The sequence below is a fragment of the Pseudofrankia asymbiotica genome, assembly GCF_001983105.1.
Classification (GTDB): Bacteria; Actinomycetota; Actinomycetes; order Frankiales; family Frankiaceae; genus Pseudofrankia; species Pseudofrankia asymbiotica.
Genome location: NZ_MOMC01000052.1, coordinates 1 through 26,376, shown reverse-complemented (window position 1 = coordinate 26,376; position 26,376 = coordinate 1). Strand labels below are relative to the sequence as shown.

23 protein-coding genes are annotated in these 26,376 nt (G+C 72.2%); 12 read left to right on the top strand and 11 right to left on the bottom strand.

The genetic code is table 11. From position 1 onward, the window contains the following. Positions 1 to 7: 7 nt before the first annotated feature. Entirely contained in the window at positions 8 to 571 is a 564-nt protein-coding gene (locus tag BL253_RS25425) for a bacterial proteasome activator family protein (RefSeq protein WP_076819783.1), read from the bottom strand. 48 nt (positions 572 to 619) lie between these two features. After that, on the bottom strand, positions 620 to 1,615 hold the full coding sequence (locus tag BL253_RS25420) for an NAD(P)H-quinone oxidoreductase (RefSeq protein ID WP_076819781.1): 996 nt from the start codon (positions 1,613 to 1,615) through the stop codon (positions 620 to 622). 122 nt (positions 1,616 to 1,737) lie between these two features. On the opposite strand from BL253_RS25420, the gene BL253_RS25415 reads away from it, so the two are divergent. Then, a complete protein-coding gene (locus BL253_RS25415; RefSeq protein WP_241835112.1) occupies positions 1,738 to 1,983 on the top strand; it encodes a hypothetical protein in 246 nt (81 codons plus the stop codon). Between the two features lie 97 nt (positions 1,984 to 2,080). On the opposite strand, the gene BL253_RS25410 is transcribed toward BL253_RS25415, so the two are convergent. After that, positions 2,081 to 4,093: an ABC transporter ATP-binding protein gene (locus BL253_RS25410; RefSeq protein WP_241835111.1), complete on the bottom strand. Its 2,013-nt coding sequence runs from the start codon at positions 4,091 to 4,093 to the stop codon at positions 2,081 to 2,083. 491 nt (positions 4,094 to 4,584) lie between these two features. Between BL253_RS25410 and BL253_RS25405 the strand changes: the two genes are divergently transcribed. The 4 genes from BL253_RS25405 (at position 4,585) to BL253_RS25390 (ending at position 8,334) form a co-directional block, all read left to right on the top strand. Continuing rightward, the gene (locus BL253_RS25405; protein ID WP_241835110.1) at positions 4,585 to 5,493 is read left to right on the top strand and encodes a SigE family RNA polymerase sigma factor; all 909 of its coding nucleotides are present in this window, start codon (positions 4,585 to 4,587) and stop codon (positions 5,491 to 5,493) included. Next, positions 5,490 to 6,740, top strand: coding sequence for a hypothetical protein (locus BL253_RS25400; protein WP_076819779.1), 1,251 nt, complete (start codon positions 5,490 to 5,492; stop codon positions 6,738 to 6,740). The genes BL253_RS25405 and BL253_RS25400 overlap by 4 nt, the downstream gene beginning before the upstream one ends. Positions 6,741 to 7,432: 692 nt before the next feature. Next, positions 7,433 to 7,819, top strand: coding sequence for a hypothetical protein (locus tag BL253_RS25395; RefSeq protein WP_076819777.1), 387 nt, complete (start codon positions 7,433 to 7,435; stop codon positions 7,817 to 7,819). A gap of 83 nt (positions 7,820 to 7,902) precedes the next feature. Next, positions 7,903 to 8,334: a DUF3817 domain-containing protein gene (locus BL253_RS25390; RefSeq protein WP_076819775.1), complete on the top strand. Its 432-nt coding sequence runs from the start codon at positions 7,903 to 7,905 to the stop codon at positions 8,332 to 8,334. Positions 8,335 to 8,433: 99 nt separating this feature from the next. On the opposite strand, the gene BL253_RS25385 is transcribed toward BL253_RS25390, so the two are convergent. Beyond that, the gene (locus BL253_RS25385) at positions 8,434 to 9,237 is read right to left on the bottom strand and encodes a hypothetical protein (protein WP_076819773.1); all 804 of its coding nucleotides are present in this window, start codon (positions 9,235 to 9,237) and stop codon (positions 8,434 to 8,436) included. A gap of 413 nt (positions 9,238 to 9,650) precedes the next feature. Here BL253_RS25385 and BL253_RS25380 point away from each other — a divergent pair, with 413 nt between their 5' ends. Beyond that, positions 9,651 to 11,984 (top strand): MHYT domain-containing protein, encoded by a 2,334-nt coding sequence (locus tag BL253_RS25380; RefSeq protein WP_076819771.1) that lies wholly within the window; start codon positions 9,651 to 9,653, stop codon positions 11,982 to 11,984. Positions 11,985 to 12,127: 143 nt separating this feature from the next. Here the strand turns inward: BL253_RS25380 and BL253_RS45500 are convergent, their stop codons facing one another. Further along, complete coding sequence (locus tag BL253_RS45500; protein ID WP_420801718.1) at positions 12,128 to 12,304, bottom strand: FDXHR family putative zinc-binding protein; 177 nt, start codon at positions 12,302 to 12,304, stop codon at positions 12,128 to 12,130. Positions 12,305 to 13,352: 1,048 nt separating this feature from the next. On the opposite strand from BL253_RS45500, the gene BL253_RS25370 reads away from it, so the two are divergent. Beyond that, positions 13,353 to 14,405: an ABC transporter ATP-binding protein gene (locus BL253_RS25370; RefSeq protein ID WP_076819872.1), complete on the top strand. Its 1,053-nt coding sequence runs from the start codon at positions 13,353 to 13,355 to the stop codon at positions 14,403 to 14,405. Then, the gene (locus BL253_RS25365) at positions 14,402 to 15,172 is read left to right on the top strand and encodes a hypothetical protein (protein WP_076819873.1); all 771 of its coding nucleotides are present in this window, start codon (positions 14,402 to 14,404) and stop codon (positions 15,170 to 15,172) included. Before BL253_RS25370 ends, BL253_RS25365 begins: the two co-directional genes overlap by 4 nt. A 184-nt stretch (positions 15,173 to 15,356) precedes the next feature. Here BL253_RS25365 and BL253_RS25360 read toward each other — a convergent pair whose 3' ends face one another. Then, entirely contained in the window at positions 15,357 to 15,746 is a 390-nt protein-coding gene (locus BL253_RS25360; RefSeq protein ID WP_096336087.1) for a hypothetical protein, read from the bottom strand. A gap of 444 nt (positions 15,747 to 16,190) precedes the next feature. Between BL253_RS25360 and BL253_RS25355 the strand changes: the two genes are divergently transcribed. After that, positions 16,191 to 16,418, top strand: a complete 228-nt coding sequence (locus BL253_RS25355; protein WP_076819767.1) for a hypothetical protein — start codon at positions 16,191 to 16,193, stop codon at positions 16,416 to 16,418. A gap of 166 nt (positions 16,419 to 16,584) precedes the next feature. Here the strand turns inward: BL253_RS25355 and BL253_RS25350 are convergent, their stop codons facing one another. The 3 genes from BL253_RS25350 to trpB form a co-directional block, all read right to left on the bottom strand. Then, positions 16,585 to 18,867 carry a GH92 family glycosyl hydrolase gene (locus BL253_RS25350; RefSeq protein ID WP_241835109.1) on the bottom strand — a complete coding sequence of 761 codons (2,283 nt, stop codon included), beginning with the start codon at positions 18,865 to 18,867 and terminating at the stop codon, positions 16,585 to 16,587. A gap of 515 nt (positions 18,868 to 19,382) precedes the next feature. Then, positions 19,383 to 20,192, bottom strand: coding sequence for a tryptophan synthase subunit alpha (gene trpA / locus BL253_RS25345; protein ID WP_076819766.1), 810 nt, complete (start codon positions 20,190 to 20,192; stop codon positions 19,383 to 19,385). Further along, positions 20,176 to 21,507: a tryptophan synthase subunit beta gene (gene trpB / locus BL253_RS25340; protein WP_241835108.1), complete on the bottom strand. Its 1,332-nt coding sequence runs from the start codon at positions 21,505 to 21,507 to the stop codon at positions 20,176 to 20,178. The genes trpA and trpB overlap by 17 nt, the downstream gene beginning before the upstream one ends. 100 nt (positions 21,508 to 21,607) lie before the next feature. Here trpB and BL253_RS25335 point away from each other — a divergent pair, with 100 nt between their 5' ends. Beyond that, positions 21,608 to 22,420, top strand: a complete 813-nt coding sequence (locus BL253_RS25335) for a GntR family transcriptional regulator (RefSeq protein ID WP_081438684.1) — start codon at positions 21,608 to 21,610, stop codon at positions 22,418 to 22,420. A 121-nt stretch (positions 22,421 to 22,541) separates the two neighbouring features. Here BL253_RS25335 and BL253_RS25330 read toward each other — a convergent pair whose 3' ends face one another. Then, positions 22,542 to 25,070 carry a serine/threonine-protein kinase gene (locus tag BL253_RS25330; protein WP_076819762.1) on the bottom strand — a complete coding sequence of 843 codons (2,529 nt, stop codon included), beginning with the start codon at positions 25,068 to 25,070 and terminating at the stop codon, positions 22,542 to 22,544. A gap of 326 nt (positions 25,071 to 25,396) precedes the next feature. Here BL253_RS25330 and BL253_RS42460 point away from each other — a divergent pair, with 326 nt between their 5' ends. Both BL253_RS42460 and BL253_RS42455 read left to right on the top strand, forming a co-directional pair. Then, positions 25,397 to 25,558: a hypothetical protein gene (locus BL253_RS42460; protein ID WP_158230418.1), complete on the top strand. Its 162-nt coding sequence runs from the start codon at positions 25,397 to 25,399 to the stop codon at positions 25,556 to 25,558. Positions 25,559 to 25,630: 72 nt separating this feature from the next. Then, positions 25,631 to 25,816, top strand: a complete 186-nt coding sequence (locus BL253_RS42455; protein WP_158230417.1) for a hypothetical protein — start codon at positions 25,631 to 25,633, stop codon at positions 25,814 to 25,816. A gap of 126 nt (positions 25,817 to 25,942) precedes the next feature. On the opposite strand, the gene BL253_RS25320 is transcribed toward BL253_RS42455, so the two are convergent. Further along, complete coding sequence (locus BL253_RS25320; RefSeq protein WP_076819757.1) at positions 25,943 to 26,155, bottom strand: hypothetical protein; 213 nt, start codon at positions 26,153 to 26,155, stop codon at positions 25,943 to 25,945. Positions 26,156 to 26,376: the final 221 nt, after the last annotated feature.

Here is a 26,376-nt window from a genome sequence, read left to right as displayed (position 1 = left end):
GGCGGCCTCAGAGGTAGGTGCCGCCGCCGAAGCCTTCCTCTCGGGGCTGCTGGCCGCTGGGAAGGGCGCGGCGGCGCATCTCCTCGAGCTGGGCACGTGCCGCCATCTGCTGCGCGAACAACGCCGTCTGCAGGCCGTGGAACAGGCCCTCGAGCCAGCCGACCAACTGGGCCTGCGCGATCCGCAGCTCGCTGTCGCTCGGGGTGTGGTTCTCCTCGAACGGCAGCGTGAGCCGGTCGAGCTCCTCCTTCAGCTCCGGCGCGAGCCCCTCGGAGAGCTCGCGGATCGAGCTGCGGTGGATCTCGCGCAGCCGCACCCGACTGGCCTCGTCCAGCGGCGCGGCCCGCACCTCCTCCAGCAGCTGCTTGATCATGGTGCCGATCCGCATGACCTTGTCCGGCTGCGAGACCATCGAGGAGAGCGCGGAGCGGACGGACGCGCCGTCGATGTTCTCCCCGTCGCCATCACCCTGGCGTCCGCGGCCTGCCCCGGCCTCGAGGCCCTCCGGCGACGCATGCAGCTGGCCGTCCGGGCCCACGATCACCACCCGCTGTTCCGGCTGATTTGTCATGCTCACCATCCTGCCCTCTCGACCCGGCGACGCCACCAGTCGGTCGGTTCAGGCCGTCGGCGTGGTCAACAGGACCTTGCCGACGTGGCCGAGGGACTCGACGACGCGGTGAGCCTCGGCGGCGTCGGGCAGGGGAAGCACCCGGTCGATGACCGGGCGGATGGAGCCCGCCGCGAACGCCGGCCACACCTCGGCGCGTACCCCGGCCACGATCGCCGCCTTCTGCTCCGCCGGCCGATGCCGCAACGACATCGCGTGGACGGCGCCCCGCTTGGCCAGCAGCGCCGACAGGTTCAGCTCGGCCTTGATCCCGCCCTGCAGACCGATCACCACCAGCCGGCCGTCGGGCGCGASCACGTCGACGTTGCGGGCGAGGTACTTCGCGCCCATGTTGTCGAGGATGACGTCGGCACCGCGCCCGCCGGTGGCCTCCTTCACCCGGGCGACGAAGTCGTCGTCCCGGTAGGAGATCGTGAGGTCGGCGCCGAGCTCGCGGCAGCGCGCGAGCTTGTCCGGCGTGCCGGCGGTGGTGGCGATGAACGCCTTCGGCCGCAGGGTCCGCACCGCCTGGATGGCGAACGTGCCGATACCGGAGGCGCCGCCGTGCACCAGGAACGTCTCGCCGTCGGCGAGCGCCGCCCGCTGGAAGACCGTCGAGTAGACGGTCGACGTGACCTCGGGCAGCCCGCCGGCCGTGACCAGGTCCACGCCGTCGGGCACCGGCAGCACCTGCCCGGCGGGCACGACGACCCTGGTCGCGTACCCGCCGCCGGCGAGCAGAGCGCACACCTCGTCGCCGACCGCCCAGTCCTCGACGCCGGTTCCGAGGGCCGCGACCCGGCCGGAGCACTCGAGACCCAGAAGGTCCGACGCGCCGGGCGGCGGCGGATAGAAACCCTGTCGTTGCATCAGGTCGGCCCGGTTGACCGCGGTGGCGACCACCTCGATGGCGACCTCACCCGGCCCGGGGCCGGCCGGGTCTTCCACCTCACGCCACTCAAGGACCTCGGGCCCGCCAGGACTCTTCACCGTGACCGCATACACCCGGCCACCGTAGAACCAGAACCGCCGGGCGGGCGAGCGGCCCGGCGTGGTGGTCCGTCGGACGGGGTGTACGTGGTTAGACCGGATGTTTCGGCACTGATGCGACGGGTAGAGGCGATCTCATGTGTGCCCAGGCGGAGACGCGGCTTCTTGCTCGGCTAGGCCGGCCAGGCGCCCTGTGGGTCTCCCAGCCGCGGACCGTCCGGCCGCGGCCGCCGGGACCGCCGCCGCTGGACCCCGACGCTCCCATCCCCGATGACCCTGGCCCGCTGCTGCCTGACAACCCGGACGACCTGCCGCCCGCGCCCCACGAGCCGTCGCCGTACACGGAGCCCGCGCCGGAGACTCCCGAGCCGGAACCGGTCTGACGGCACCTCGGCCGGCGTCCGCGCGCTCCCGGCCCGGCGGTGCGCGAAGATACGGAAGGACTTGTCGCCCGATAGAGATCTTCGGGACGGGAGCTGGTCAGGCGGACGCCGGGCGGTAGAGACGGGCGTAGGCGCCGTCGTCGGCTAGCAGGGCGTCGTGGGTGCCGTCCTCGACGACCTGGCCGTGGTCGAGGACGTAGATCCGGTCCGCGTCCCGCACCGTGGAGAGCCGGTGGGCGATGACGAGGGTGGTGCGCCCGATCGACAGCGCGTCGAGGGCCTCGCGCACCGCCAGCTCGGACACGCTGTCGAGCGCGGACGTCGCCTCGTCCAGGACCAGGACCTCGGGGGACTGAAGCAGCACCCTGGCGATCGCCAGCCGCTGGCGCTCGCCGCCGGACAGCCGGTAGCCGCGCGCACCCACCCTGGTCGCCAGCCCGTCGGGCAACCGCTCGAACAGCGTGCCGAGACATGCCGCCTCCAGCGCGGCACGCAGCTCGTCGTCGGTCGCGTCCAGCCGGCCGTAACGCAGGTTCGCGGCGATCGTGTCGTGGAACAGGTGCGGGTCCTGCGGAACGACGCCGACGACGCGGTGCAGCTCGCTGGGAGCCAGGTCGGCCAGCGGCACGCCGCCCAGGCGCACGGTGCCGCGCTGGGGCCGGTACAGGCCGGCGACCAGGTAGGTGATCGTCGTCTTCCCGGCCCCGCTGGCGCCGACCACAGCCGCCGTCGTGCCGGGCGCCACCCGCAGACTGACCCCCCGCAGGCTCCACTCCGGCTCACCCGCGCCGGCGCCAGGGCCGGTACGAGCGCCAGCGGCGGCACCGGCTTCCGCCGCCGGGCCAGGCGGCGTGGCATGGCCGCGGGAGTCGGCGAGGTCGTAGGAGAACCAGGCGTCGTCCAACGAGAGCTCGACGCCGCCACCGAGGGCGAGCGCGACACCGCCCGACGGCCGCGCGCCGGGCTCGGCGGCCGGACCGTGCGACAACGGCCGGACGGTCCGGGCCGTCGCGGGCCGCCGAGCGCCGCCGCTCGTCGGGAGGTCGGTGGGGGTGTCCAGCAGGACGAAGATGCGAGTGAACGAGGCGCCGGCGCTGGCGAGCTCGGAACGCAGGCTGACGGCGGTCGACAGCGGCCCGAACGAGACCAGCAGCGCGCCGCCGAGTGCCGCGACCGTGCCGAGCGACGTGTGGCCGCTGGAGACGAGCGCCGCCCCGAGCGTGACGACCACCATCATCGTGGCGACCAGCCCGAGGTTCACGAGGAGGCGGACCCGCGAGGTCAGCCGCGCCTCCTCCTCGGAGGCCGCGAGCACCTCGGCGGCGGCCTCGTCGAAGCGCTCCTCCTCGTAACCGGCCCGGTCGAAGAGCCGCACGTGCAGCGCCCCGGAGACCGACGCCGTGTCGGCGGCCCGGGCCATCAGGGTGCCGTCGAGGTCGCGCCGGCGGGCGGACAACGCGCCGAGCCGGCGCCGGCCACCGCGGATGATCAGGAGGGTGGCCGGGGCGAACACCATCACCGCGAGGCTCAGCCGCCAGTCCAGCGTGAAGATGACCACAAGGCCGACGACGATGTCCGCGACTCGGCAGACCACCGCCTGGGTGGTGGCCGAGACGGCGTTCTGCGCGTCCACGACGTCGGTGGACAGCACGGTCATCACCTCGCCCTGCTGGGCACGAGGAAAGAACGAGAACGGCAGTCGCTGCAGGTGGGAGTTCACCGCCTGCCTGATCCGCACCGTCAGCAGCCCGCCGAGCCGCGCGATCAGCTTCATCCGCGCCGCGAGCACTGCCGATTCGAACACCAACAGACCGCAGAGCATCAATACCGGCGGGATCAGGTCCCCGACCTTCCCCGTGGGCAGGGCGTCGTCGACGAGCCGCCGCACGATGAACGGCCCGGCCGCCACGGCGAGGGAGCCGGTGACCGAGAGAAGGAGCAGCCCGGCGATCACCCGGCCCTGGTCGGCGAAGAACTGCTCGGCACGGACGGCCGCGGGCGCGCCGGTGAGCCGCGCGACCGCCCGGGCGTGCCACTGGGTGACGGCGCTCGACAGCCCTCGGGCCGGCCGGCCCGAGGCTGGACGATCAAAAATCACCGGCCTGCTCACACAACCCTCCCGTAACTGGCGATTGCCACCCGGGCCAGGGTATTGCCGGCCGACCCGGGCGCCCGCACGGGCCAGGCCACGACGGGGCCACTCCGGGCGATGGCGGAACCAGGCCGGCGCCACGATGATCATATGGCCGGCCTGACCGTGGCACAGCCCCGGTGCCGAGGCGCCCGCAGCCGAGGCGCCTGCAGATCACGGCGGCCGTGTAAAGCTCCGGCAGCCCAGATTTTCACCGATATCCGGTGAATTTCCGGGTCTATGACTGATAGGCGGCTCTGTCGGACTTCTACGTGATGCCCCGGACGCGGTAACGTGCGGCGAGCCCGACAAGCCGTGGGGAGCGTGCCGTGTACCTCGACAGCGTGAACCTCGACCACATTGGCCGCTCGCGCAATCGGTCGCCGTCGTCGGCGCCGCTCGCCGCGCAGCCGCACCGGACAAGGCAAACAGCGGGCCCGACAATCCTCTCGCCAATGCGAGCGGTCCCGGTGGTACCGACGGTACCGACGACAGGCGCGCCGCCGCGTGACGCCTTCCCGCCGCCATCGGTCTCCACGCCCCCGACCGTGAGCATCGAGGGCACCGTGAGCCTCGACGGCACCGAGAGCGTTCACGACACCGGAAGCGTGCACAGTGGCGAGGATTCTCGCGACGCCGAGGATCCTCAGGATGCCGATGATCATCTCTCCAGCGATCCCCGGGTTCCCGAGCACCTCCGGACCCCGGAGCACCAGCGGACGGCCCAGGCCGCGTTCGAGGCCTTCTTCGAGGACCATCACCGGGAGCTCGCCCGGCTCGCGTTCCTGCTCACCGGCAACAAGGAGGACGCGGAGGACATCACCGCCGACGCGCTGACCTCCGCCTGGATGCACTGGGACCGCGTCCAGGCCGCGGAGAACTCGCTGGCCTATGTCCGGCGCAGCGTCGCGAACCTCGCCGCCAGCCAGGTCCGCCGCCACGTCCGGCAGCGCAACCTGCTCGCCAAGGTGGGCAGGCAGCCGGAGAACCCGGCCACGCGCGAGCCGGACGTGCCGCAGGCGCTGCTCCTGCAGTGGGCACTCGACCAGCTGCCGCACCGCAAGCGCCAGTGCGTCGTCCTGCGTTACGGACTCGACCTGCCCGAGGCGGAGACGGCCGACTGGCTGGGAGTGTCGGTCGGCACGGTGAAGAGCCAGACCTCCAAGGCCGTGAGCGAGCTGGAGCGGCTGCTGACCGCCGGCGGCGCGGGCGCGGGCGCGCCGAGCGACGGCGGCGGGCGCCACCAGCGACACCCGTCGCGGCCAGGCGGGCGTGGGTCGTCCCGCAAGGTGGCCGGCCGCGGCCGGCAGGGCCGCGCGAGTACGCCCTCGGAACCGACCCGCACCGCGTTCATGTGGCTGCGGGGAGGCGAGGCATGATCCATGGGCCTCGGCGGCGCAGGATCGTCGTCTCCCCCGCCGCCGGCGGTGGCTCGTCCGCGAACCATGGCGAGCCCGCCAGGCCCGACGGCCCCGATGGCTCTTCCGACCAGTGGGTGCGCGACCTGAAGGCGTCGCTGCACGAGGGCGACGTCAGCTCGGCCGCGATCAAGTCGAAGATGCTGACGCGGATGGGCACGCCGTCCTCGACCGAGCGTCCCGGCGCCGCCGGTGCCCGGCCGCCGATGGCCACTCCCGCGCGGCGCCACGCGCGGCGGCGTGCCGCCGCGCCGGCCACCGCGCGCCGGGCCGGAGGGGCCGCGTCGACGCGGCCCGGCCAGCCCAGACGCCGCCGGCCGCGGCTGGTTTCGGTCGGCACGCTGGCGGCGGTGGCAGGTGTGCTCGGCGCGACCGCCGTCATCGCGGTCACCGCTTATGACAAGCAGCCGATCACGGTGAACGCGCCGACGGGTGCCCCCGCGGACCTGATGGGGACGACGCCCTCCCCGGCCGCATCCACCCCGGAGCCCAGTTCCGACACGCTGGTCGAGTCGGCTCCGGCCACACCGCCGTCCACAGCCAGGGTGATACCGGACACCGCGCCCGCCACGGCCCCGGCCACGGCCAGGCCCAGCAATGGTGGCGGCCCGAGCCGAGGAGACAACGGCTCGGGAAGGTCGGGTGGGCAGAACGGGCAGGTCAGCCAGAAGCACGCGGCGCGCGGTGCGGGCGCGGACACGCTCCCCCGAGGCGCCCAGCTGATCCTGCCCGGCAGGGGCGTCGCCGACTGGGCGGTCTTCGGGCCCGGTGACGGCGGGGTCACCAGCCGCGCCGCCATCTCGTTCCCGCTGATCGACACCAGGCGCCTCGCTGGCGTCGGCTCGGCGAGAGACGACTACGACACCTGGGTTTCCTGGTCGGGGGGAACCCCACCGCGCAGCTACGGCAACCGGGTCGACGACCGGTTGAGCATTCCCAATGGTCGTTCGGCGGCGCTGACCGTCTACCGAGGCCCCTACAGCGGCAAGCTTCTCGTCTACCTCGGTGGATCCACGCGCTTCAGCGTGCGAGTGAGCGCCGCCGGAATGCTGAGCAGCGACTTCACGCTGAGGCTGTCTGGTTCCGACCCCTCTGGGGTCATCACCGTCGACCTCGGCGACCTGCCGGCCTGGACACCGGCCACGGTGTCCGTGACCGGCACCGACGGCGGCAGGTCGTTCTCCCTGGCCGCCGCCGTCCTGCGCTGAGGTCCGGCGCTGAGGTCCGGCGCCGAGGTCATCAGCCATGGTGGTGGTCCGTCGACGGTGGTTCGTCGACGCGGCCCGCTGGCGACGCGCGGACGGGCTGCCCGTCATTCCCGGCGAGCTGCTCCTGGGCGGAGCGGGCTGGGGCTGATGGGTGCCTGACGACGTCGCGAGACGAGGCGCGACGCCCCCGGCTAAAAGAGGGCAGTGACCAGCGAATATAGTGAGCCACCCTGGGTGGGGCGACACGGAGCCGCGAGCCTCTGCGTGCCGCCCCCTCCCAAGGACACCTCTGCCGCCCGGGCGGGATTGGGGGGCCGGGCGGCAGAGGTGGGGGACGGAACGCCCGTCCTGCCAAACGGGCGTTCCGATCGCCGCTGAACGACGATTGCTGGCTTAGGTGGCCCGCCCGCCCGGCTGGGGGGGGTAAGCGGGGGAACGGACGGGCCAGAACACCGGGCCGGACCTCCTGGCGCGAACTCCGAATCGGCATTCACACCTAGGTCGCTCGGGGCGGTCGGAAGGTTGCCCTCATTTTCAAGATTTTTTGGACCTGGCGTCCGCGTCATCCCGCGGAGCCGGTCCGGGGGTCCRGAGCGCCCAGGTGATCTTCCCGTCGGTGCCGCCACCTCGACGTGACGGAGTACCGGTCACCCGCGAGAAGGCGTGGGGGTAGCGTCGGACGTGTGCGCAGGGTGCTGTTCTCACCGGGGTGGCTGCTACGCCATGCGCTGGCGTGGAGCCTGGTCGTCTTCTTCGTGTACATGGGTCGCTGGCAGTGGACGAAGGGCGAGTCCAGCCACGGCACCCTGCAGAACCTCTTCTACGGCATCGAGTGGTGGATCTTCACCGCGTTCGTGCTGTATCTGTGGGTCAAGATGATCATCGAAGAGGTCCGGCCGGCCACTCCCGAGCTGGCGGACGGCGACAGCGAGGCGGGTACCGAGGTCGCCGAGCGGCCGACGAGCGCCGTACTCGCTTCTTTGGCGGCCTCACCCGCAGACGATGAAGATCCCGATGACGCGGAGCTCGCGGCATACAACAGCTACCTTGCCGCTCTTCGCGAGCGGGACCGGGTCTGAAGGCGCCCCGCGCCACGCGTCACCTTCCAGCCCCGCCCGTTGCCCGTCCCGACGGCCACGACGACGATGCCCGGAGACCACCGATGACCGCACCCAGCCAGGACCGGGCCACCGTCGCCGCCACGGCCCCCTCGCCCAGCCCGGCCCCCGCGTCGACGGCCAAGCCCGTGGCCGCGCCCGCCGCCATCGCGAAGGCACTCACGCGCTACCGGGCGCTCGCTTACATCGTCGGCGTGGTGCTCGTCACGCTGGTGCTCGTCGCGGTGCCCCTGAAGTACGCCGCGGACACGCCGCAGCTCGTCCAGACGATCGGCCCCCTCCACGGCGTGCTGTACATCGTCTACCTGCTGGCGACCTTCGACCTGGCCACGAAGACGCGCCTGCCGTTCCGGCGCGCCGTCCTGGTGATGCTCGCCGGCACGATCCCGTTCGTCTCGTTCGTCGCCGAGCGCTCGGTGACCCGCGAGGTGCGTAGCCGCCTGGCGGCGAGCGGCGACGCCGACGCTCAGGGCTGATCCGCTGATCTGCTGATCTCGGCCAGGACCCACGCCCCGGCGCGCCTGCCCGTTGGCCGCTCGGGCGGCCGTGATCGGGCGAGTGACCCGGTCGCCGGGTCAGTCACGCCGGGCCGTGCCGGGCTCAAGCTCGGACGGCCTGGGGACGAGTCGCAACCCGGCGCCTCCAGGCCCACGCCGGGCGACGGCGATCGATATCGAGAAGAGATCACCTGGGGCGAGCTGACGCACCCGTCCCAGCCTGCGCGGCCGCGCGGAGCCTGCGGGCTCATGGCCGGCCACGCTGGGTACGCCTCCGCTCACCAGCCACGGCCGCGCGGGGGCGGGACCGGGCGCACCGCCGACCGACGGGCCGGGAATGAGGCCGAACAGCGGGGCGCGGAAGGCAGCTAGAAGCTGCGCTGGCTCGGTGCCGAACGCGATGTGCCGGCCATCCGACCAGGTCAGCAGGTCCGCGGCGAGCCGGCCGGTACGGGCGACCAGGAGGCGGCGGGCCGCCGAGTCCCAGACGATGACCAGCTTGTCCGGGGCGAGCCCCCGCAGGCAGCGCTCGCCGACGGAACGGTACGCGGCGGCCACCTGACAGGCGACCGCGCAGCCGCCGCGGGCCCCGTCATCCGGCTCGCCCCGACCCGGCTCACCACCGCCCGGCCCGGCCGCGAGGCGCACGCGGGCGGGTCGGGCGGACGTCACCACGACGACCGTGAGCCCCAGGTCGTCGACGGCGATCGGTGGGATGGGGTCACCCGCCGGGCCGGCGGCGGTGACGACGCCGAACGGGCCATCCAGATGCACGCCGCGGGCGGCCGGCAGGCCCAGCGAGGACGAGGCGAGCATCGACGTGAGGGTGGAGCGGCGGACATCGTCTCCGTCCAGCCGTAGCAGACCGCAGCACAGGGTCACGCCCGTGCCTCCTCTCCCCGTCGTCCCATGCCACCGTCGCGCCCCTGTCGCCGTCCAGACGGCCGGTGCCCGGGGGCACCGCTGGACGACGGTGGGCTCGGCTCCCGCCGCGCCGACAGTCCTGCTCAGCGACGGAAAGTAGCAGGTAGACAGGTCCCCGACCGGGCCGTTGACCGAATTGGGGTAAGCGGCCCCACTTGCCCGAGCCGGGCTCTCTTGGTCGGAGCCCGGCCCGACCGGGCCAGGAATCACCCGATCGAGGAACGTCACGCGCTCCGACGAAGCGCCTGACACCCAGGTCCAGCGCCCGGCGCGGAGTGAATCAGTGCCTTCTGGTGGTCTTCCAGACCCTGACGCGCCCAAGTCAGGATAGGACACACAGTGACAACGACGTCACACGGCAAGGAACAAACATGATCACTGCCGCCACCGTCTCACTATCGCGCCTGGCGTCACCCACCCCGGTGCCGGCGGCGGCATCCCAGCTCTCCTCGTCCTGCGGACCGAGCATCGCGGCGTCCTGCCTCCTCGCGATCTTCGCCGCACTCGCGGCGCTCGCCTGCGCGGCCCGCATCAGGACCACCCCCCGAACCGGTCTCGCCCGCGGCGTCCGCGGTGCTGGGTGGACCGGCGCCGCCGCCGTCGCCGTGGGCATGGCCGTCTGGTCGACCCAGCTGGCCGGCGGTGTGTCCTGCGAATACAGCGGCGCCGCCCTGTTCGACCTGCGGATGACGCTCCTGAGCGCGCTGGTCGTCCCCGTGGCGACGGGCATCGGGCTCGCCATCGCCGCCGCCGACCCGACGAGCGCCCGGCGGCTGCTCCTCGGCGGGGTGTTCAGCGGCGCCGGCTGGTCCGCGGCCACGTTCATGACCATCGCCGCGGCACGATCGGCCCAGGCCGCCGGATACGACATCCTGCTCGCCGTGCTGTCCGTCGTGATGAACGTGGGCACCGCGACCGTCCTGTGCTGGGTGGCCTTCCGGCCCGGCGTCCGCTGGCACCAGGCGCTGGTGGCCGCGTTCCTGCTGGGCGCCGCCACTCGCGGCGGGTACTACACGGCGCTCGCGGCGGTCCGGGTGAGCCCCGACCACACCCACGCGTGGTCACCAGGAGTGGATCCGTTCGCCCTCGGGCTGATCACCGCCGCCGGGTCGACCATCGTGTTGATGTTCATCGCGGTCGCGGCGGTCGGCGGCCTGATCCATCCCCGGGTTCGCGACGGCGACGTCATCGCGTGGCCGTCGGCCACGGCGGTGGCCAGGAGGGCACGGACGATGCGCCCAGGCGCGGCGGCCAGGAGGGCGGCCGTCACGACGCACGCCCGGCCCGGCGCGCTCCGCCAGGGGGCCGGGTCCCCTGGCCGCGAAGGCCGCCCCCGCGGCGGCCCCGGCATTCCGGGCAACTCCACCGGCTCCAGCGGTGCCGGCGGCTCCAGCGGTGCTGGCGTCACGACCGCCGCCGGACGGGAGACCCTGGCGGGAACGGCCCCRACAACCCCGACGGCCCTGCCGGTCGTGGCGGTCGTGGCGCCACCGCCGGCGCCGGCGCCGGCGCCGGGTCCGATGCTCCCCGGCCCGGCGGGGAGGACAACCGTCGTGGGCGGGACTCGCCCCGGTCTGCCCTACGAGGACCTGACCTACGAGGAGCTCAGGTACGTCGGACTGTCATACGACGGCCTGGCCGATGACGTGGAGCTTCTCGAGCCAGCCGACGGGGAACTCGGCGACGCCGCTCCCGTGGCCGCCCCGTCCGCCATCGAGGACGTGCTCGCGGCGGCCCCGCGCGACGCGGTTTTCATCCGGGCGGCGGGGGCCAGTGCCGGGGCGCTCGAGGTCGCCCAGCCTGGGAAGGTCTCGTCCGTCGGCTCGGGGCTCGCGTCGGCGATGCCCAGGGCCACCTGGGTGGGCGCCGCCGGACCGGACGGACCGTCGCCCCAGGAAACATCGACCGCCAGCGGAGCACGGGCGACGACCGGCGAGCTCACCGCGTCGGGCTCCGGGGAGCTGGTCGCGATCCTGGTGCCGTCCAGCGGCCTGGCGCCCTCCACCAGCCTCGAGCCGGCCGGCGGCCTCGAGCCGCCCACCAGCCTGGAGCCACCCGGAGGCCTGGAGCCACCCGGCGGCCTGGCACCGCCCCCGGGCATCTCGCCTCCCGGGCTCACGTCTCAGCCCCACGTGCCCGCGCACGATCAGCGCGCCGCCGAGCCGTCGCCGGCGAGCCCGATCACCGTGACAGGAAGTGGCGACGGCCGGGGGCCGGGGGCGCTGACTCCCAGTCCCCTGCTCTGGTCGAGCCCGCTCCCGGCGGGCGAGGCGCCAGCCGCGGCCGAGCCGGCCGCCAGTGGGGGCGCTGTCGCCCCGTCAGCCCTGTCAGCCCTGCTGGAACCGTCAGCCCCGCTGGCGCCGTCGGCCCTGTCAGCCCTCTCCGCGCCGCCGGTCCCGTCAGCGCCGGCGGTCCCGTCAGCGCCGGCGGTCCCGTCAGCGCCGGCGGTCCAGCCCAGTGGCGAGGGTCCGGCCGAGTGCGACGACGCTGACGTGCCCGCGCCCCCGCTCGCGGACGGGACGGGCGAGCCTGGAGGCGTCGAGTCTCAGCCGCGCTCGGCCGTTCCGGCGCTGTACTTCCCGCCGCCCCCTTGGTGGTTCCGGGCGACCGCGCGGGGATGCGCGACCGCGGCCCGGCGCCGGGGCGACGACCCCAGCGCGCCCACCAAGCCCCTCCGGCTGGCACCGAACCGCCCCCCGCGCTGACAAGGTGCGGGAACCGCCCGGAGGGCCTCCGCGGCGAGAAGGTGCGGGAACCGCCCGGAGGGCCTCCGCGGCGAGCCTGACGAGAAAAGTGCGACCAGGCTCGGCCTGGAGGCGGTCTCACAGCCGCGGGACGTGCCGCGGGCTCAGGACGCCTTGCGGACGCGACTACGGGCTGGCGGCGCGATGGGGATGTAGGTCGGGCATCCCGGCAGGTGCTCATCGAAACCGACGACATCCGGCCAGTGGCCATGACACCCACGGCAGTGGGTCGCGTCCTCCTCCGTCCACCGCCGGTCGCAGCCGCCGCAGCTGGCCGTCACCGGGATGTGCTTGTTCCGGCCGGGCTGTCCGAGGGAGCGCAGCGGGACGGGCAGCGCCTGCTGTACAGCATTCGCGCGGCCGGAGCTCCTGCCGGATCGACGAAGGCCGGGTTCCCTGCCGGATCGGCGAAGCCGATCTGGGAGGTCGTGATCCGGAAGGTCCGGCGTGGACTGGCCGGTGGTCACCGAAGCCGTCCCGGTCGACGGCTCGCGGTCGGCCTGGGCCGGCTGGGCCGGCAGGCGCGCGAACGGTGGCGAGGAGGCCAGGGAGACGGACGAAGGGGACCGGCTGGCAGGCACCGGGCCATCCTGTCGCACGCCGCCCGGACGGTCACGCCCTCCCCCACCGATCCGCCCGGACGGGCGCTGTCCCGCGGGCTCGGCGTTGGCGCGGGCCCCGGACGACCGCTCGAGGGCGGCCTCCGGACCTTCATGCCGGTGGCCAGAGGGCCCGGGCCCGGCGTGCGCGCGGGCTCGAGGCGGATGACCGGACGCAAAGCGTTGCTGGATGGCACCTTCCCCCACCGATCTGTCTGGCCGAATGGTTCCGTGCGTTTCGTACCGAGGCGACGAGGCGACGAGGCCCCAGGGCGCGAGCCGGACGTCGGCCCCATCTTGGCGGCGACGTCCGACAATGTCATGGCTGGTGCTGTGTCAGGTACTGATGCCGTGATGGCGCCAATGCCGCGGTAGACGTGCGGCCGCCTCCGGGCTACGCCGGGGGACGGCTGGGTCGCGGATCGTAGGGTTAGCCGCATGGTGGGCCGCTTGTCCGACCGGTTGACTGTGGCCACCGTAATCGATCGAACCTGACTGGACTCCCGGGACGGTGCCACCGCGATCTGGCGCCGCGCGATGGGCGCCCCGGTCGAAGTCCCGCCGGCCGGACTGGCCGACCGCCGCACGCCGACCACTTCCAGGCCGCCGCCAGCGGCCACTGTCCGGTAGCCGACCGCCCACACCGGTTCGCCCTGTTCTCTGCACACAGGAAAAGTGATATCACTTTGATAGACATTGACCGCAAGGTCACACCAACGGAGGGAGAGTGATGATCGAGGCGAACGGGCTCACCAAGCGCTACGGTCGCACGCTTGCCGTCAACGACCTGACCTTCACGGTGCAGGCCGGCCGGGTCACCGGCTTCCTGGGGCCGAACGGGGCCGGCAAGTCGACCACCATGCGGATGATCCTCGGGCTGGACCGCCCGACGGCCGGAGGCGTCCGCATCGACGGGAAGCGTTACACCGACCTGAAGGAGCCGCTTCGCCACGTCGGCGCCCTGCTCGACGCGAAGTGGGTCCACCCGAACCGTTCAGCGCGGGCGCACCTTCGCTGGCTCGCGGTCTCCAACAAACTGCCGGACAAGCGGGTTGACGAGGTCCTGGGACTGGTCGGGCTGACCGACGTCGCGAATCGGCGGGCCGGGGGCTACTCGCTCGGCATGTCGCAGCGGCTCGGCATCGCCGGCGCGCTGCTCGGTGACCCCGGCGTCATGCTGTTCGACGAGCCCGTCAACGGACTCGACCCGGAGGGAATCCTCTGGATCAGGCAGTTCATGCACCGGCTGGCCGACGAGGGCCGGACCGTGTTCGTATCCAGCCACCTCCTTTCCGAGATGGCGCTGACCGCGCAGGACCTCGTCGTGATCGGACGAGGCCGGCTGATCGCTCAGACCAGCACCCGCGCGTTCATCGACGCCGCGTCCGGTTCGAGCGTCAGGGTGCGCGGGCCCGAGCTCGACCGCCTGCGCGAGGTGATGGCCTCCGGCGGGCTGAAGGCTGACGACACTCCGGCGACGGCCGAAGGCCCGGCGGCGCTCGTCGTGCACGGCGCGACCACCGACGCCGTGGGCGAGCTCGCCGGCCGCGCCGGGCTGGTGCTGCACGAGCTCGCCGCCCAGCGTGGCTCGCTGGAACAGGCGTTCATCCAGATGACCGGCGGCGACGTCGAGTACCGCACGGGCGATCCCGCGCTCGCCCCCGTGGCGGGCGCGCCGAGCGTGGCGGGCGCGCCGGTCGGGGTGCCCGGCCAGCCGGGCGAGGCCCCGGCCTCCCAGTGGACAGGGACGCCGGCGGCGGCGAGGAAGGCGGACGCGCGATGACCGCGCTCACGTTGCTCAAGGTCGAGCGGATCAAACTGTTCTCGACCAGATCGCCGTGGTGGTGCATGGGCGCGGCGGTCTTCATCACCGTCGGGTTCACCGCACTTCTCGCCGCGACGATCCGCCCCGGGGATCTCGGGGACCTGACGCCGGCGACGACCCAGTTCTCGTACAACTTCGGGTTCCTGATCATGATGGTGATGGCGATCCTCGCGATCACCACGGAATACCGGTTCGGGACGATCAGGGCGACATTCCTCGCGGTGCCCAACCGCGTCGACGCGTTGCTGGCCAAGACCGCCGTCGTCGCCCTGCTGGCGGGCCTCGTCGGCGAGGCGGCCGGCGTGGGCGCCTGGGCGCTGTCCAAGGCGATCCGGCCCGAAGCGCCGCTGGCGCTCGACAACGCGCAGGACTACCGGGTCGTGGTCGGTGTGGGTCTGGTGTACATGGTCGCGGCGGTCGTCGCGGTCTCCATCGGCCTGCTCATCCGGCACTCCGCCGGCGCGATCACGGCGCTGCTGATCTGGGTGCTGGTCGCGGAGAACCTGCTCCCGGCCATCCCACGGGTCGGCGACACCATCCAGAAGTGGCTGCCGTTCACGGTCGGCAACAACTTCCTGTACGCCGGACAGCAGGTCGGCCAGGACAACGACGCCACGCCGACCAACATGCCGTTCGGCGCCTGGGGGTCGCTGCTCTACTTCGCGGTGGTCGCCCTTGCCCTCCTCGCCCTCGCGGTAGGCCTCGCGAAGCGCCGGGACGCCTGACGCTCACGCCTGACCCCACGACAGCCGAGCACGGACCGCCCGGCCACAGGGCGTTCCGTGCTCGGCTGATCTTCATGGCAGGCGGATTCCAGGGTCGCGACCACCGCGAGGCTGAACCCGCGATCATGACCGCGGCGGCGGGACGGGGCCGGCTTGCCGGCGGCGGCTCGGCGGCGCGATGACGCTAGGCGCCGAGGCCCCACGGGTCGCGGCCGGCGTCCTCGCGTTCGGCCGCCTTCATCCGGGCCTCGTGCACGTGCCGGCGACCGCCGGTGAAGCGAATCCGGATCCGCTCGTCGGCATCCACGAACGGCCGGTAGTAGAGCTCGTCGTACTCCTCGACGATCTGGAACGTCCAGCGCCCGGCGAGCACGTTGCGACCGTGCAGTTCCCGGCGAAGCTGGGCCGCGGCACGAGGGTGGCCGGCGGCGGTCAGCGCGTCGATCGCCTCACCCAGCGTCTTGTCGGCGTGGCCGGACAGCTGGTGGAACTCATACAGCGCCCCTCGGGCCCGCTCGACCCACTCCAGCGCCTCACTCAGCTTGCCGACCGCCTCGCTGGTCGCCTCGTCCACCCTTGGGGCGATCCGTTCCTCTCCCGCCTGACTCACAGCGTCCGGCCCGGCCCGCCTCCCGGATGACGTAGTAGACGTAGGACTAATCACGCCCACGACATTCCCCACCACCGGCGCGCCAACACCTGAGCAGGCGACCCGCGATGATCCAATACCCGTCGACGAGCCGTCTCCTCCGCTCCGGACCGCAGAAGATGGGCTCGGACGCCGCGCCGCGCCCGGTTCACAGGGCAGGTTGGCGCGGGCGAATGCGCGAGACAGGGGTCGCCCGCGGAGGAAAAACGAGGCTCCGAGTGTGCGCGGTGCGACCGTCCGACGTGTGCGCGGTGCGACCGGTTGATACTTTTGGTGCCACTCGACAAGAACGGGCCCGGCTGACGAGGTGGCACCGGTGACCAGCCCCGCGCTGGCGCTGAACGCGAACAACACGGAAGGCTGAGACTGGTGGCAACCGCGGTCGTCGTGCTCGTGATCGATGGCACCATCGAGCACCGCGTCGACATTTCCAGTCTGGTCGACGCCACCACACCGTGGGAGGCGCGGATCGCCGCGCTGATGCGGGAGATCCAGGGCTGGCTGAACCGCGGCGAGGTGACGGCACTCCCGCTGGACAGCGGCGACCAGCTGCTGGTCGCCTGGCGATCGATCAAGACCGTCGAGATCCGGCAGTAGCGGCACGCGGCACGCGGCAGGGGTTCGCCAAACGCTGTCTCCGCGACTCGCGTCCCGGGTTCGAGGTCCGCCAGCAGGTTCGAGGTCCGCCAGCGGGGTGGAGGCCGTCACGCCCGTGTCGGGTCAACGCGACGGCGGCCGCGATGGCGTGCCGGCGGGGTTCGGCCTAGGGACCTGACACCGGGAGGGGCGATGGCTTGTCGGTCCCCCAAGCGGTTGGCTGGTCGGACAGTGACCATTCAAGAACGGTGCCTCGGGTCAGGTCCTGAAATCGGATCCAAGGTCCGGATATCGGTTGGCCGTCGCGTCGCACGCCGGCGGGTACGCGGCTTTCGGCCTTTTCCGCTCCGGGAGTGAGCAGCTGTAGCGGCCCGTTGGGAAGGGCGACGGTGATCGATGCCGCGGCGGGTGGGGCGAGGGCGAGCATGTCGGTGCCCGGTTGGGCTGGGCCCAGCCCGAGCCAGGCGAGTACGTACCAGGCGGACAGGCCGCCGGTGTCGTCGTTGCCGGGGAGGCCGTCTGGGGTGTCTCGGTACAGCGTGTGGCGGATTCGGTCCAGTGTGGCGGCGGTCAGGGCTGGAGCGCCGAACGAGTCTCCAAGCCACGGGATGAGCTGGCTGGGTTGGTTGCCCATCGCCGCGTGCGCGCCGGTCGGACCGTCGTCCACCCGGCTCAGGAAGGTCTCGAGCCGGTGGGTCGCCGGCTGCCAGCCGCCCATGGCCTCGGCGAGACCGCCGGGATCCTGCGGTACCAGCCAGGCGTACTGCTCGGCGTTGCCCTCGGTGAAGCCCGGAATGGTCACGGGCTCGACCCGATGGAAGCCGCCGTCCGGATCACGCGGCGCCGGCAGCCCGACGGCCGGGTCCCAGACCGAACGCCAGCGCGCTGACCGTGCCGTGAAGGTGGCCGCGATGTCGGGCCGCTGGGCGGCGGACGCCAGCTGTGCGACGGCGAAGTCGGTGAGGGCGTATTCGAGCGTGATCGACGCGGCGTCCGTCGGGCCGACGGGTGCGGCGGGGACGAAACCGAGGCGGGCGTACTCCGCGGCGAAGGGACGTCGGTTGACCGTGTCCAGCGCGGCGGTCAACGCCGCCGTCGGGTCGATCGGCAGCCCGAACGCGACCGCCTGAGCGAGGAGAACCGTCCCGCCGTCGCCCGGCATGATGTCGGCGTCGCTGGTCGCCAAGGTCCAGCCCGGCACCGTCCCGGTCTGCGCCGCCGCCGCCAGCAGCGACCGCGTGGCGTCGGCGGCGACGTCGGGAGCGAGCAGCGCGAGCAGCGGGAACGTGCCGCGATAGGCATCCCAGCCGGCGATCCCGCTGCGGGCGACCCACCCGGTGGCCTGTGCCGCGGAGCCGTCCCATCCGACATAGCGGCCGTCGGCGTCGCTGACGGCGACCGGGCCGAGCATGGCGTGATAGAGCGCCGTGTACAACGTGCGGAGATCGGACAGCGGCGCCGACGCGACCCGTACAGCGGACAGCCGACGGTTCCATTCCGCCCGGGTGGCCTGGGCCACCGTGTCGACCGCGGTGGGATGTTCGGCTGCCAGGTTGGCACGCGCGCCCTCGACGCTGACATAGGACACCGCCACCCGCAGGGTCACCRCATTGTCCGCGGCGAGCGGCAGTCGCAGCCAGGCACCGGCGGACGCGGCGCGKGATTCCGCGGTGGCACCGCCCACGTCGGACGCGTCCCGCGCTGATGACCATTTCCCCGCGGACCAGGTACCCACCGTTGTCGGCGGACGATCTGGTTGGGCGACGAAGTACAGGGTGCTCACGGCCGGCTGGCGGCAGAACGTGCGGCTGGTGACGGACCCGCTGACCATGCCGGTGGCCGCGTCGACGTGTACGTCCGCCCGCCGGGCGCCGTCCGCGCGGCGCCCGGCGTCGAAGACGAGCGTCGCCTCGCTGCCCGCCGGATAGGAGAACCGGCCGACGGCCGTACGGGTGCCAGCCGCCAGATCCACGTCGATGCCGCCTCCCCCCGGTGGGGCGATCCGGACCTGGTAGCGGCCGGGCGTCGCGGACTCGTCGTGGTGGGAGAAGCCCGCGGCCCACGGCGACGGCTCGTCAGCCGCGCCGGTCGGTGGCTGCGCGGGCATGCTGACCGCTGGCATGATCGCGAGATCCTGCGCCGCGGGGCAGGCCGTGCCATGCAGATGGGTGAGGCTGAACCCGTCGATCGTCGAGTCGGCATACCGGTAACCGCCCGACCCGGCCGTCGATCGCCCGCTGGTGTCCGGGCCCCACTGGAGCATTCCAAAAGGGGCGGTCGCTCCCGGGAAGGCCCCTCCTGCCCCGTCGCCCGGGATGACATCAGCATGCTGCGGGGCGGTGCCTATGAGCGGGTCGACCAGGCGCGCGGGGTCATCGCCGGTGGTCGAGCGCGCTGGGGACGGATCCACGATACGCGGCAGCACGCCGACGATCAGGCCAACCAACACGRCCGAGGCGACCAGTACGACGACGCCCGAAACCCGACCGGCTCTGGCTGGGAACCAKGCGGCCGCGACCAGCGGTGCGGGTTCACCTGCGACCGGACGGTGGCTGCCAGCTCTACGAGTCCCGCTGGACGGTGGCAGGACGACTCCCGATGCAGGTATCCGCATAATTGCGCCAGTTTCAGGACATCATAGATAATCCTTTAGCGACGCGCAAGAGTTACGCAGAAAGCCAATCTTCGGAACGACCGTCCCAGAATGGGCACACAATGAACGCGTATCGACGATCGTCAATGTCTAATTGGGTTGCGCTCCCGACCGCCGGGCAGCGTCACGTTGTTCGATCACACAATGAGCGCGCGTCGGCCACGGCATCGGAATCCGGGCGGTCATCGAACCGGTGCCAACACCGGCCACCACGCTCGCGGTATGGAGCCACCTCGCCGGCGGGCGTCCAGATGATCGGTCCCGGTCATTTCCTCCTCGCGAGGGGGCAATGACCGGGACCGCGCCCGTCCTCAGGCGAGGGCGGGAGTCAGCGTCCGCAGGAATGCCCTGGTGGTGTCCGCCTGGCCGGTCACATCGCCCGGCTCGGTGCCGGCGAGGCGGTCGATCAGCGCGCTGCCCACCGTCGCGACGTCGCAGTACGGCAGCACCTGCTCCAGCCGCGCCCGGTCGGAGATACCGAACCCGACCGCCATCGGCACGGCCAGGTGTCCCCGCACTCGCCGGAGGTAGGCCTGAATGTCCGGCGCGAGGCCAAGCTGGGCACCGGTGACGCCCTGACGCGACATGCAGTAGACGAAGCCGCTCGCGACGGACGCGTTCACCGTCATGCGGTCGCTGGTCGAGGTGGGCGCGAGCGTGACGATGTTGTGCAGGTCGTGGCGACGGCACGCCTCGAAGTAGCCCTCATGCCGGGCGGCCTCGGTAGGGAGATCCGGCACGATGAGCCCACTGATCCCGGCCGCGGCGGCATCCCGGCAGAACGCCTCCGTGCCGTACCGGTAGACCGTGTTGGCGTACGCCATGAACAGCAGCGGTGCCCGCACCCGGCCGGAGCACTCGGCCGCGATGGTGAAGGCGTCCTGGACCCGGGCACCGCGCGCGATCGCGGCCTCGCAGGCGGACTGGATGGTCGGGCCGTCCGCGAGGGGATCGGAGAAGGGAATCTGCAGTTCGATGAAGTCGGCGCCGGCCTCGTCCATGGCGAGGATGAGCGCGCTCGTCGACGCCAGCGACGGGTAGCCCACCACCACGTGGGTCATGAGCCCCTTGCGCCCTCCGGCGGCGAGGCCGGCGAGGCGCTCGTCAATCCTGTTGGCCATGGCGCGCGGCCTCCGTCCTGAGAAACGCGTAGAACTCCTGGTCCGCGAACGCGTCGGCGAGGATGAACAGGTCCTTGTCGCCGCGGCCGGAGATATTGATCACGACTATCTCGTCCCGGCCCAGTCGGGGAGCCAGGTCGATGACGTGGGCCACCGCGTGCGCCGACTCCAGCGCCGGCAGGACGCCCTCGGTGCGGGCCAGCAGGTCAACCGCCTCGATCACCGCGTCATCGCGGGCACGGGCGAAGCTGATCCGGCCCTCGTCATGGAGCCAGGCCAGCTCCGGGCCGATGCCCGGGTAGTCCAAGCCCGCCGAGATGCTGTGCGTGGGCGACAGCTGGCCGTCGTCGTCCTGCAGGAACACCGACTTGTAGCCCTCGACGATGCCGGTGCGGCCGTGCGGGAAGCGCTGGGCGTGCTCGCCGGTCCCGTCTCCCCTCCCGCCGGCCTCGACGCCGACCAGCGTCACGGACTCGTGCGGGACGAACGGGCTGAAAGCTCCGATCGCGTTGCTCCCACCGCCGACGCAGGCGACCACGTAGTCGGGGAGCCTGCCCTCGGCCTGCCGCAGCTGCGCCATGATTTCCCGCCCGACCACCGACTGGAAGTCGCGCACCATCGTCGGGTAGGGATGCGGCCCGAGCGCCGAGCCGAGCAGGTAATGCGTGTCCGCGCTCGTCGCGATGTAGTCCTTCAGGGCCGCGTTGACCGCGTCCTYGAGGGTGCGGCTGCCGTAGCGCACGGGCACCACCGTCGCGCCGAGGCGCTCCATCATGAAGACGTTGGGCCGCTGGCGCGCGATGTCCACCTCGCCCATGTAGACCGTGCACTCGAACCCGAACTTGGCCGCCACGGTCGCGGTCGCGAGCCCGTGCTGACCGGCCCCGGTCTCGGCGACCAGCCGCGTCCGGCCCATCCGCTTCGCCAGCAGCGCCTGGCCCAGGCAGTGCGTGATCTTGTGCGCGCCGGTTATGTTGACGCCCTCGTTCTTGAGGTAGATCCGGGCGCCGCCGAGTTTCTCCGTGAGCCGCCCGGCGAAGGTCAACGGTGTCGGGCGCCCGGCGAACGTCGCCAGCAGGTGGGCGAACTCGGCCGCGAACTCCGGATCGGCCTTCGCGTCCTCGTAGGCGCGCTGGAGCTCGTCCAGCGCCGGCACGAGGACCTCTGGCACGTACCGGCCGCCGAAATCGCCGAAGTACCCGGCCGGGCTTCCGCTCACCCGGGTCACCCGGGGCTCCGCACGGGTCCGCGTCGCGTCGGTCCGCTCCGCACCAGTCACAGCACGCTCGCCGCGCCGCTCAGTTGAGGCAGGCATAGCGTCCCTTCTTCTCGCCGTCGCTCGTGTCTTCTAGAAGTCTAGACGACTAGAAGTCTGGAAGACTAGAAAACTAGAAGACCGGCTATCGTGGTGGCGCATGGTGACCGGAACTGATCCTCATCCGCGGGCCCCCGGCGGGCGCACGGCGGCGGATGCGCCCGGCCGCGGGGACCTTGGCGGCCGGCAGCCGAAGTACCTGCGCATCCATCGTGAGCTGAGCGATCGGATCGCCAGCGGGCAGTGGCCGGCCGGCAGCCCGCTGCCCTCCCAGCAGCAGCTCGCGGCCCAGTTCGGGGTGAGCGTCATGACCCTGCGCCAGGCTCTTCAGCTGCTGGCCGATGACGGCCTGATCGAGACTCGCCACGGAGCCGGGACCTATGTCGCCGCCCGTCATGCCTACGACCTTGGCGGCCTGCGCAGTTTCGGCGCCGACCTCAGCGCCCAGGGCGCCGGCGTCACCACCGAGCTACTCGCGGTCGGTACCGTCACTCCACCCGCGGACGTCGCCGCACGGCTCGGAGCGCCCGGCGAGGTGCTCCGGCTGCGCCGCCTGCGGCTGGCGGGCGGCCGGCCCCTGATCGTCCAGACGTCCTACCTGCCGCCCGCGCTCGCCACCGTCGTGGAACCGGAGGACCTGYGACTTCGCGGTCTCTACACCATCCTGGCCGAGCACGGCCTGGCCATCGCCCGGGCGGACGAGACCATCACCCCCGCGGCACTCGACGCACACGACGCGCGCGATCTCGCCCGGCCCAAGTCCAGTCCTGCCCTGCTCAGCCACCGGGTCAGCTTCACCGCCACGGGCAGCCCGGTCATCGACGACTACGCACTGCTGCCAGCCGACAGCGTGGCCATCACCGTCAACCGCTCACCGGGACGGCTCGAGGTGCGCTACACCCTCGCGAACTGACAGCGCCGCCAGGGAGGCCCTGCCGCCACGTCCGCGACCGGGCGCCGCACCGCCACTCCCGGGGCGCGCGCACCCGACGACCTGGAGCCACAAGGTGCGCAACAGCTCGGTCTAGATCTGGTCAGCTCGCCAGCAGGACCCGTACCGTTCCGTCGCGCGGATCGACCCGTACCAGCCTCGCCGAGTTCAGTAGGGCGGCGTACAGCGCGCCGGACGCGTCGACCACCAGGCCGGCGGGGTCTTCGAGGTCGGCGGCGGTGGCGGGCAGGCCGTCCGGGTCGCTCACGGTCTGGCCCGACCCAGCGATGGTCGTGATGATCCCGTCCGGCCCCACCCGTCGGATCCGGTTGGTGCCGTCGGGGATGTAGAGCGTGCCGTCCGCGACGGCGAAGACCGCCTGCGGGCTGGTCAGCACGGCCTCGGTCGCCGGCCCGCCGTCGCCACGGAATCCGGAGCTGCCAATGGTGCCGGCGACAGGGCGGATGATCCCGTCAGAGGTGATCTTGCGAACGACGTTCTCCGCGAAGTCCGCTACGTAGAGCGTGCCATCCGCGCCGAGAGCAAGCCCATTCGCGTCGTTGAGCAGCGCGTCCCTGGCAGGGCCGCCATCGCCCTCGCAGCCCCGGCGGTCGTCCCTGCCCGCCACGGTGGAGATCATCCCGTCCGGCGTGACCCTGCGGATCCGGGGCCCGTCACCGATGTACACCGTGCCGTCGGCGGCGATGGCCAGCCCCAGCGGCACGATGTACGCACGGGCCGCCAGGCCGTCATCATCGGTCTCGCCGGCCGTGCCGGCGCCGGCTACCACGTACGCCCGACCGTCTGGGGTGATCCGGTAAACCCGGCCAGCCCCGGAGTCCGCGACGTACACGCCGCCATCCGGTCCGATCGCGATGCCATGCGGGTTGAGCAGCACGAGCTCGCTGGCGGGCACACCCTCGGCGGGGACTTCTGGGATCAGCAGGCTGCCCGCCTCATCGACCTTGGTCGAGGTACTCGCGACGAGCCGTGTAACGACACCATCCGGCTGCAGTCGCAGCACCTGGCCGACAGGCTGGCCGGTGTCGTCGAGGCGCGCGGTGGCATAGACGGACCCGTCACTGCCCAACGCCAGCCTCGACACGTAGTCCAGCCCTGGAATGAACCGGGCCTCGCCGGCGTAGGCCGCCGGGGAGCTGGCCGGCCCGCCGTCGTCACCGCCCCCGCGGTTGGCGACCACCAGTCCGATGGTCACCGCGGCGAGGCTGACCATGACCATTACGGCGATGATCGCGATGAGCCCTGCGGAAACTCCTCGGCTTCGGTGGCCGGCAGGTCCAGGTCCACGCCGCCCTTCGAAACCGGCTGGGTACGGGCCTGTGCCCGCGACGCCCATCCCCGGCCAGGGATGCGGACCCCCTGGTGCCGCCGCGGGCCCGCCGCCCGGTGGCATCGGCGGCGCCAGGGGCGATGCTCCGGGCCGCGCGGCGGACCACACCGGCTCGCCGGGCTGTCGAGGCCAGCCAGCCACGCCGCCCGCGCCCGCGAGGCCGCCCGCGCCGCCGGGGGCGCCCGCGCCGCCGGGAGCGCTCGGCGTCGTCCAATCGGCCGGAGGTGATGACGGCTCGGCCGCCATCCCCGGCCCATTGGAGGCGCGCGTGAGATCCGGGGGTGAGCCATGTGACGCCGCCGCGACAAGCCCGGGTGGCCCGGCGGAAGGGGTGGCGGCGATGCGGTGCCCGGCCGCCTCGAGGATGTCGTCCGGCAGCTTCACCGGGACCCCGCTGGCGGCCAGCCAGCCTGGGCCGAACACCGCGGTCGCGGCGGTGGCGAGCCGGCGCGCCAGCTCGTGCGCACTGGCCGGCCGGTCCTGCGGCCGCTTGGCGAGCATTGTCAGTACCACCGCCGCCAGCGGTTCCCGGACCTCCCGCAGCGGCTGCGGCGGCACCGACAGGTGATGGTGCAGCAGTGCCGGCACCGGCAGCGTGCGTGGAAAGAGCGGACGGGCCGCCAGCAGCTCGTAGAGCACGATCCCGAGCGAGTACAGGTCGGTCGCCGGTCCAATCTCCATCCCGCCGATCTGCTCGGGTGACATATACCGAGGCGTACCGATCAGCCCGGTCGAGGGCGAGACCGACATCGTCTCCAGGATCTTGGCGATCCCGAAGTCGGTGATCCGCGGGACACCGTCCGCGGTGAACAGCAGATTGCCCGGCTTGACGTCGCGGTGCAGCACGCCATGCTGGTGCGCCGCGCCCAGGGCGGTCGCGGCGGCCAGCCCGATCGCGCAGGTCGCCCGCTGGTCGAGCCCTGACCTGGCGCGGGACGCCAGGCTTCCGCCGGTGAGCTGCTCCATCACCAGTAGACACAGGCCATCCTGCTCCACATAGTCGTGCACCCGCACCACGTGCGGATGATCGATCCCGGCCAGCACCCGGGCCTCGGACAGGAACCGGGCCCGCATGGAGGTGGACGAGCCGACGCCGGCCTCGGGCACGTCGCTCGGGTCGTCACTTCCGCCGCCGTCGACCAGCACTTTCACAGCGACGTCTCGTCCGATGAGACGATGCCTCGCGGCCAAGACCACGCTGAAACCACCACGGCCAAGCTCCGCGCCGACGTCGTAGCCCGGAAGCGCCGTGGCCACCTGGTCACGCCCCGGTGTCCGCATTGTTCAAATGCTAAGCAACGCCGCATTCCTCACGATCGTCGRCATCGGCCCGACAGCGGACGGTGGTCGTGCGTGGCCGGCCGATCTCGCCGCGACGACGACATAGTTCTCATCGACGAGCACGACGACCTGGGCAGGGGTCGCGCAGGCAAGCGTCGTGGACAGGCAGCCGAAACAACCTCACGCCTCAAAGGCCCGCTCACCGCGAGCACAACGATCATGGTTCCGGTCACACGGAAACAATGCGGAGCCGGACTGGCTGCCGATGGTGCGACCGTGGTGGAGAGTGCCGACACCACCGAGTCACCAAGACCGCCGGATAGCGTATGGGCGTGGCGGAAGAACTGGTACAGGCCCAACGGCTCTGCGACGCGCTGGGTGAAATCTTCTGCCTGACGTTTATCCGCGGAGTCGACACCGCCGAGGCGCTCGCCAACGCCGAGAACGGCTGGTTCCCCGCGGTGCCCATGGCATCGCCTCTCGGCTGACAGGTCCGCGGCTGGCTGCGGTTGTCGTCCACGGCGAACTGGTCAGCCAACGATCCCGACGGCCGCCATCGGATGACCGACGTCGAACGTCGCCGGGGCAACCTGCTCAGCCGGCTCACCAGCGTGCTGCGCAGCGCGCTGTACCCGGATCCGGACATCGCCGTGCGCACAGCCCTCTACCCGCTCGCCTTCAGCCCTGCGCCCCTCGCCGACCCCGCCGCACACGCAGCAGCGCTCTCGCACCTGCGCACCCGCTAGCTCAGCGAGGATCTCGGTGGACCCCAGGGGTCGGTACGCACCGGTGCTCGCGATCTCGAGGAGGACGTCGCGGGCCCTGCTGGGCACGAGGACACAGGTGTCGAGCAGGGCGCTGAACACGCGTGATCAGCCTTCCGTCTTCTTGCGGGCGGCTTTCAGCACTGCCCTGATCTCGTCAGAGTCAGTGTCGTAGAGGCCAAGGCGTTCGGTGTCGGCAACCATGTCGGCGAAGGCAAGCTCAGCGGCGTTGCGCTGGCGTCTGCGGTATTCGAGCAGATCGTCGAGCCGGACCTTGCGGTGACGGCTCGGCTTCTCGAACGGGATCGCACCGGTAAACATTCACCTGGTTTAGGGATCTTGCTGTGGGTGGCGGTTCGGGGGCGTGGCTGTGGGCCGTGCCGGTGGGTCGGCGCGGCGGGGTCAGGCGGGTGGTTGGTCAGGTGGCAGTGATCGCTGGGGGCGGCATCCAGGGGGTGCCGCGGAACGCGAGCCGTAGGGCCTGCAGGGCGGACACGCCGTGCTTGCGGGCGGTAGAGAGGTAGCTGGCGACCTGGAGGCGG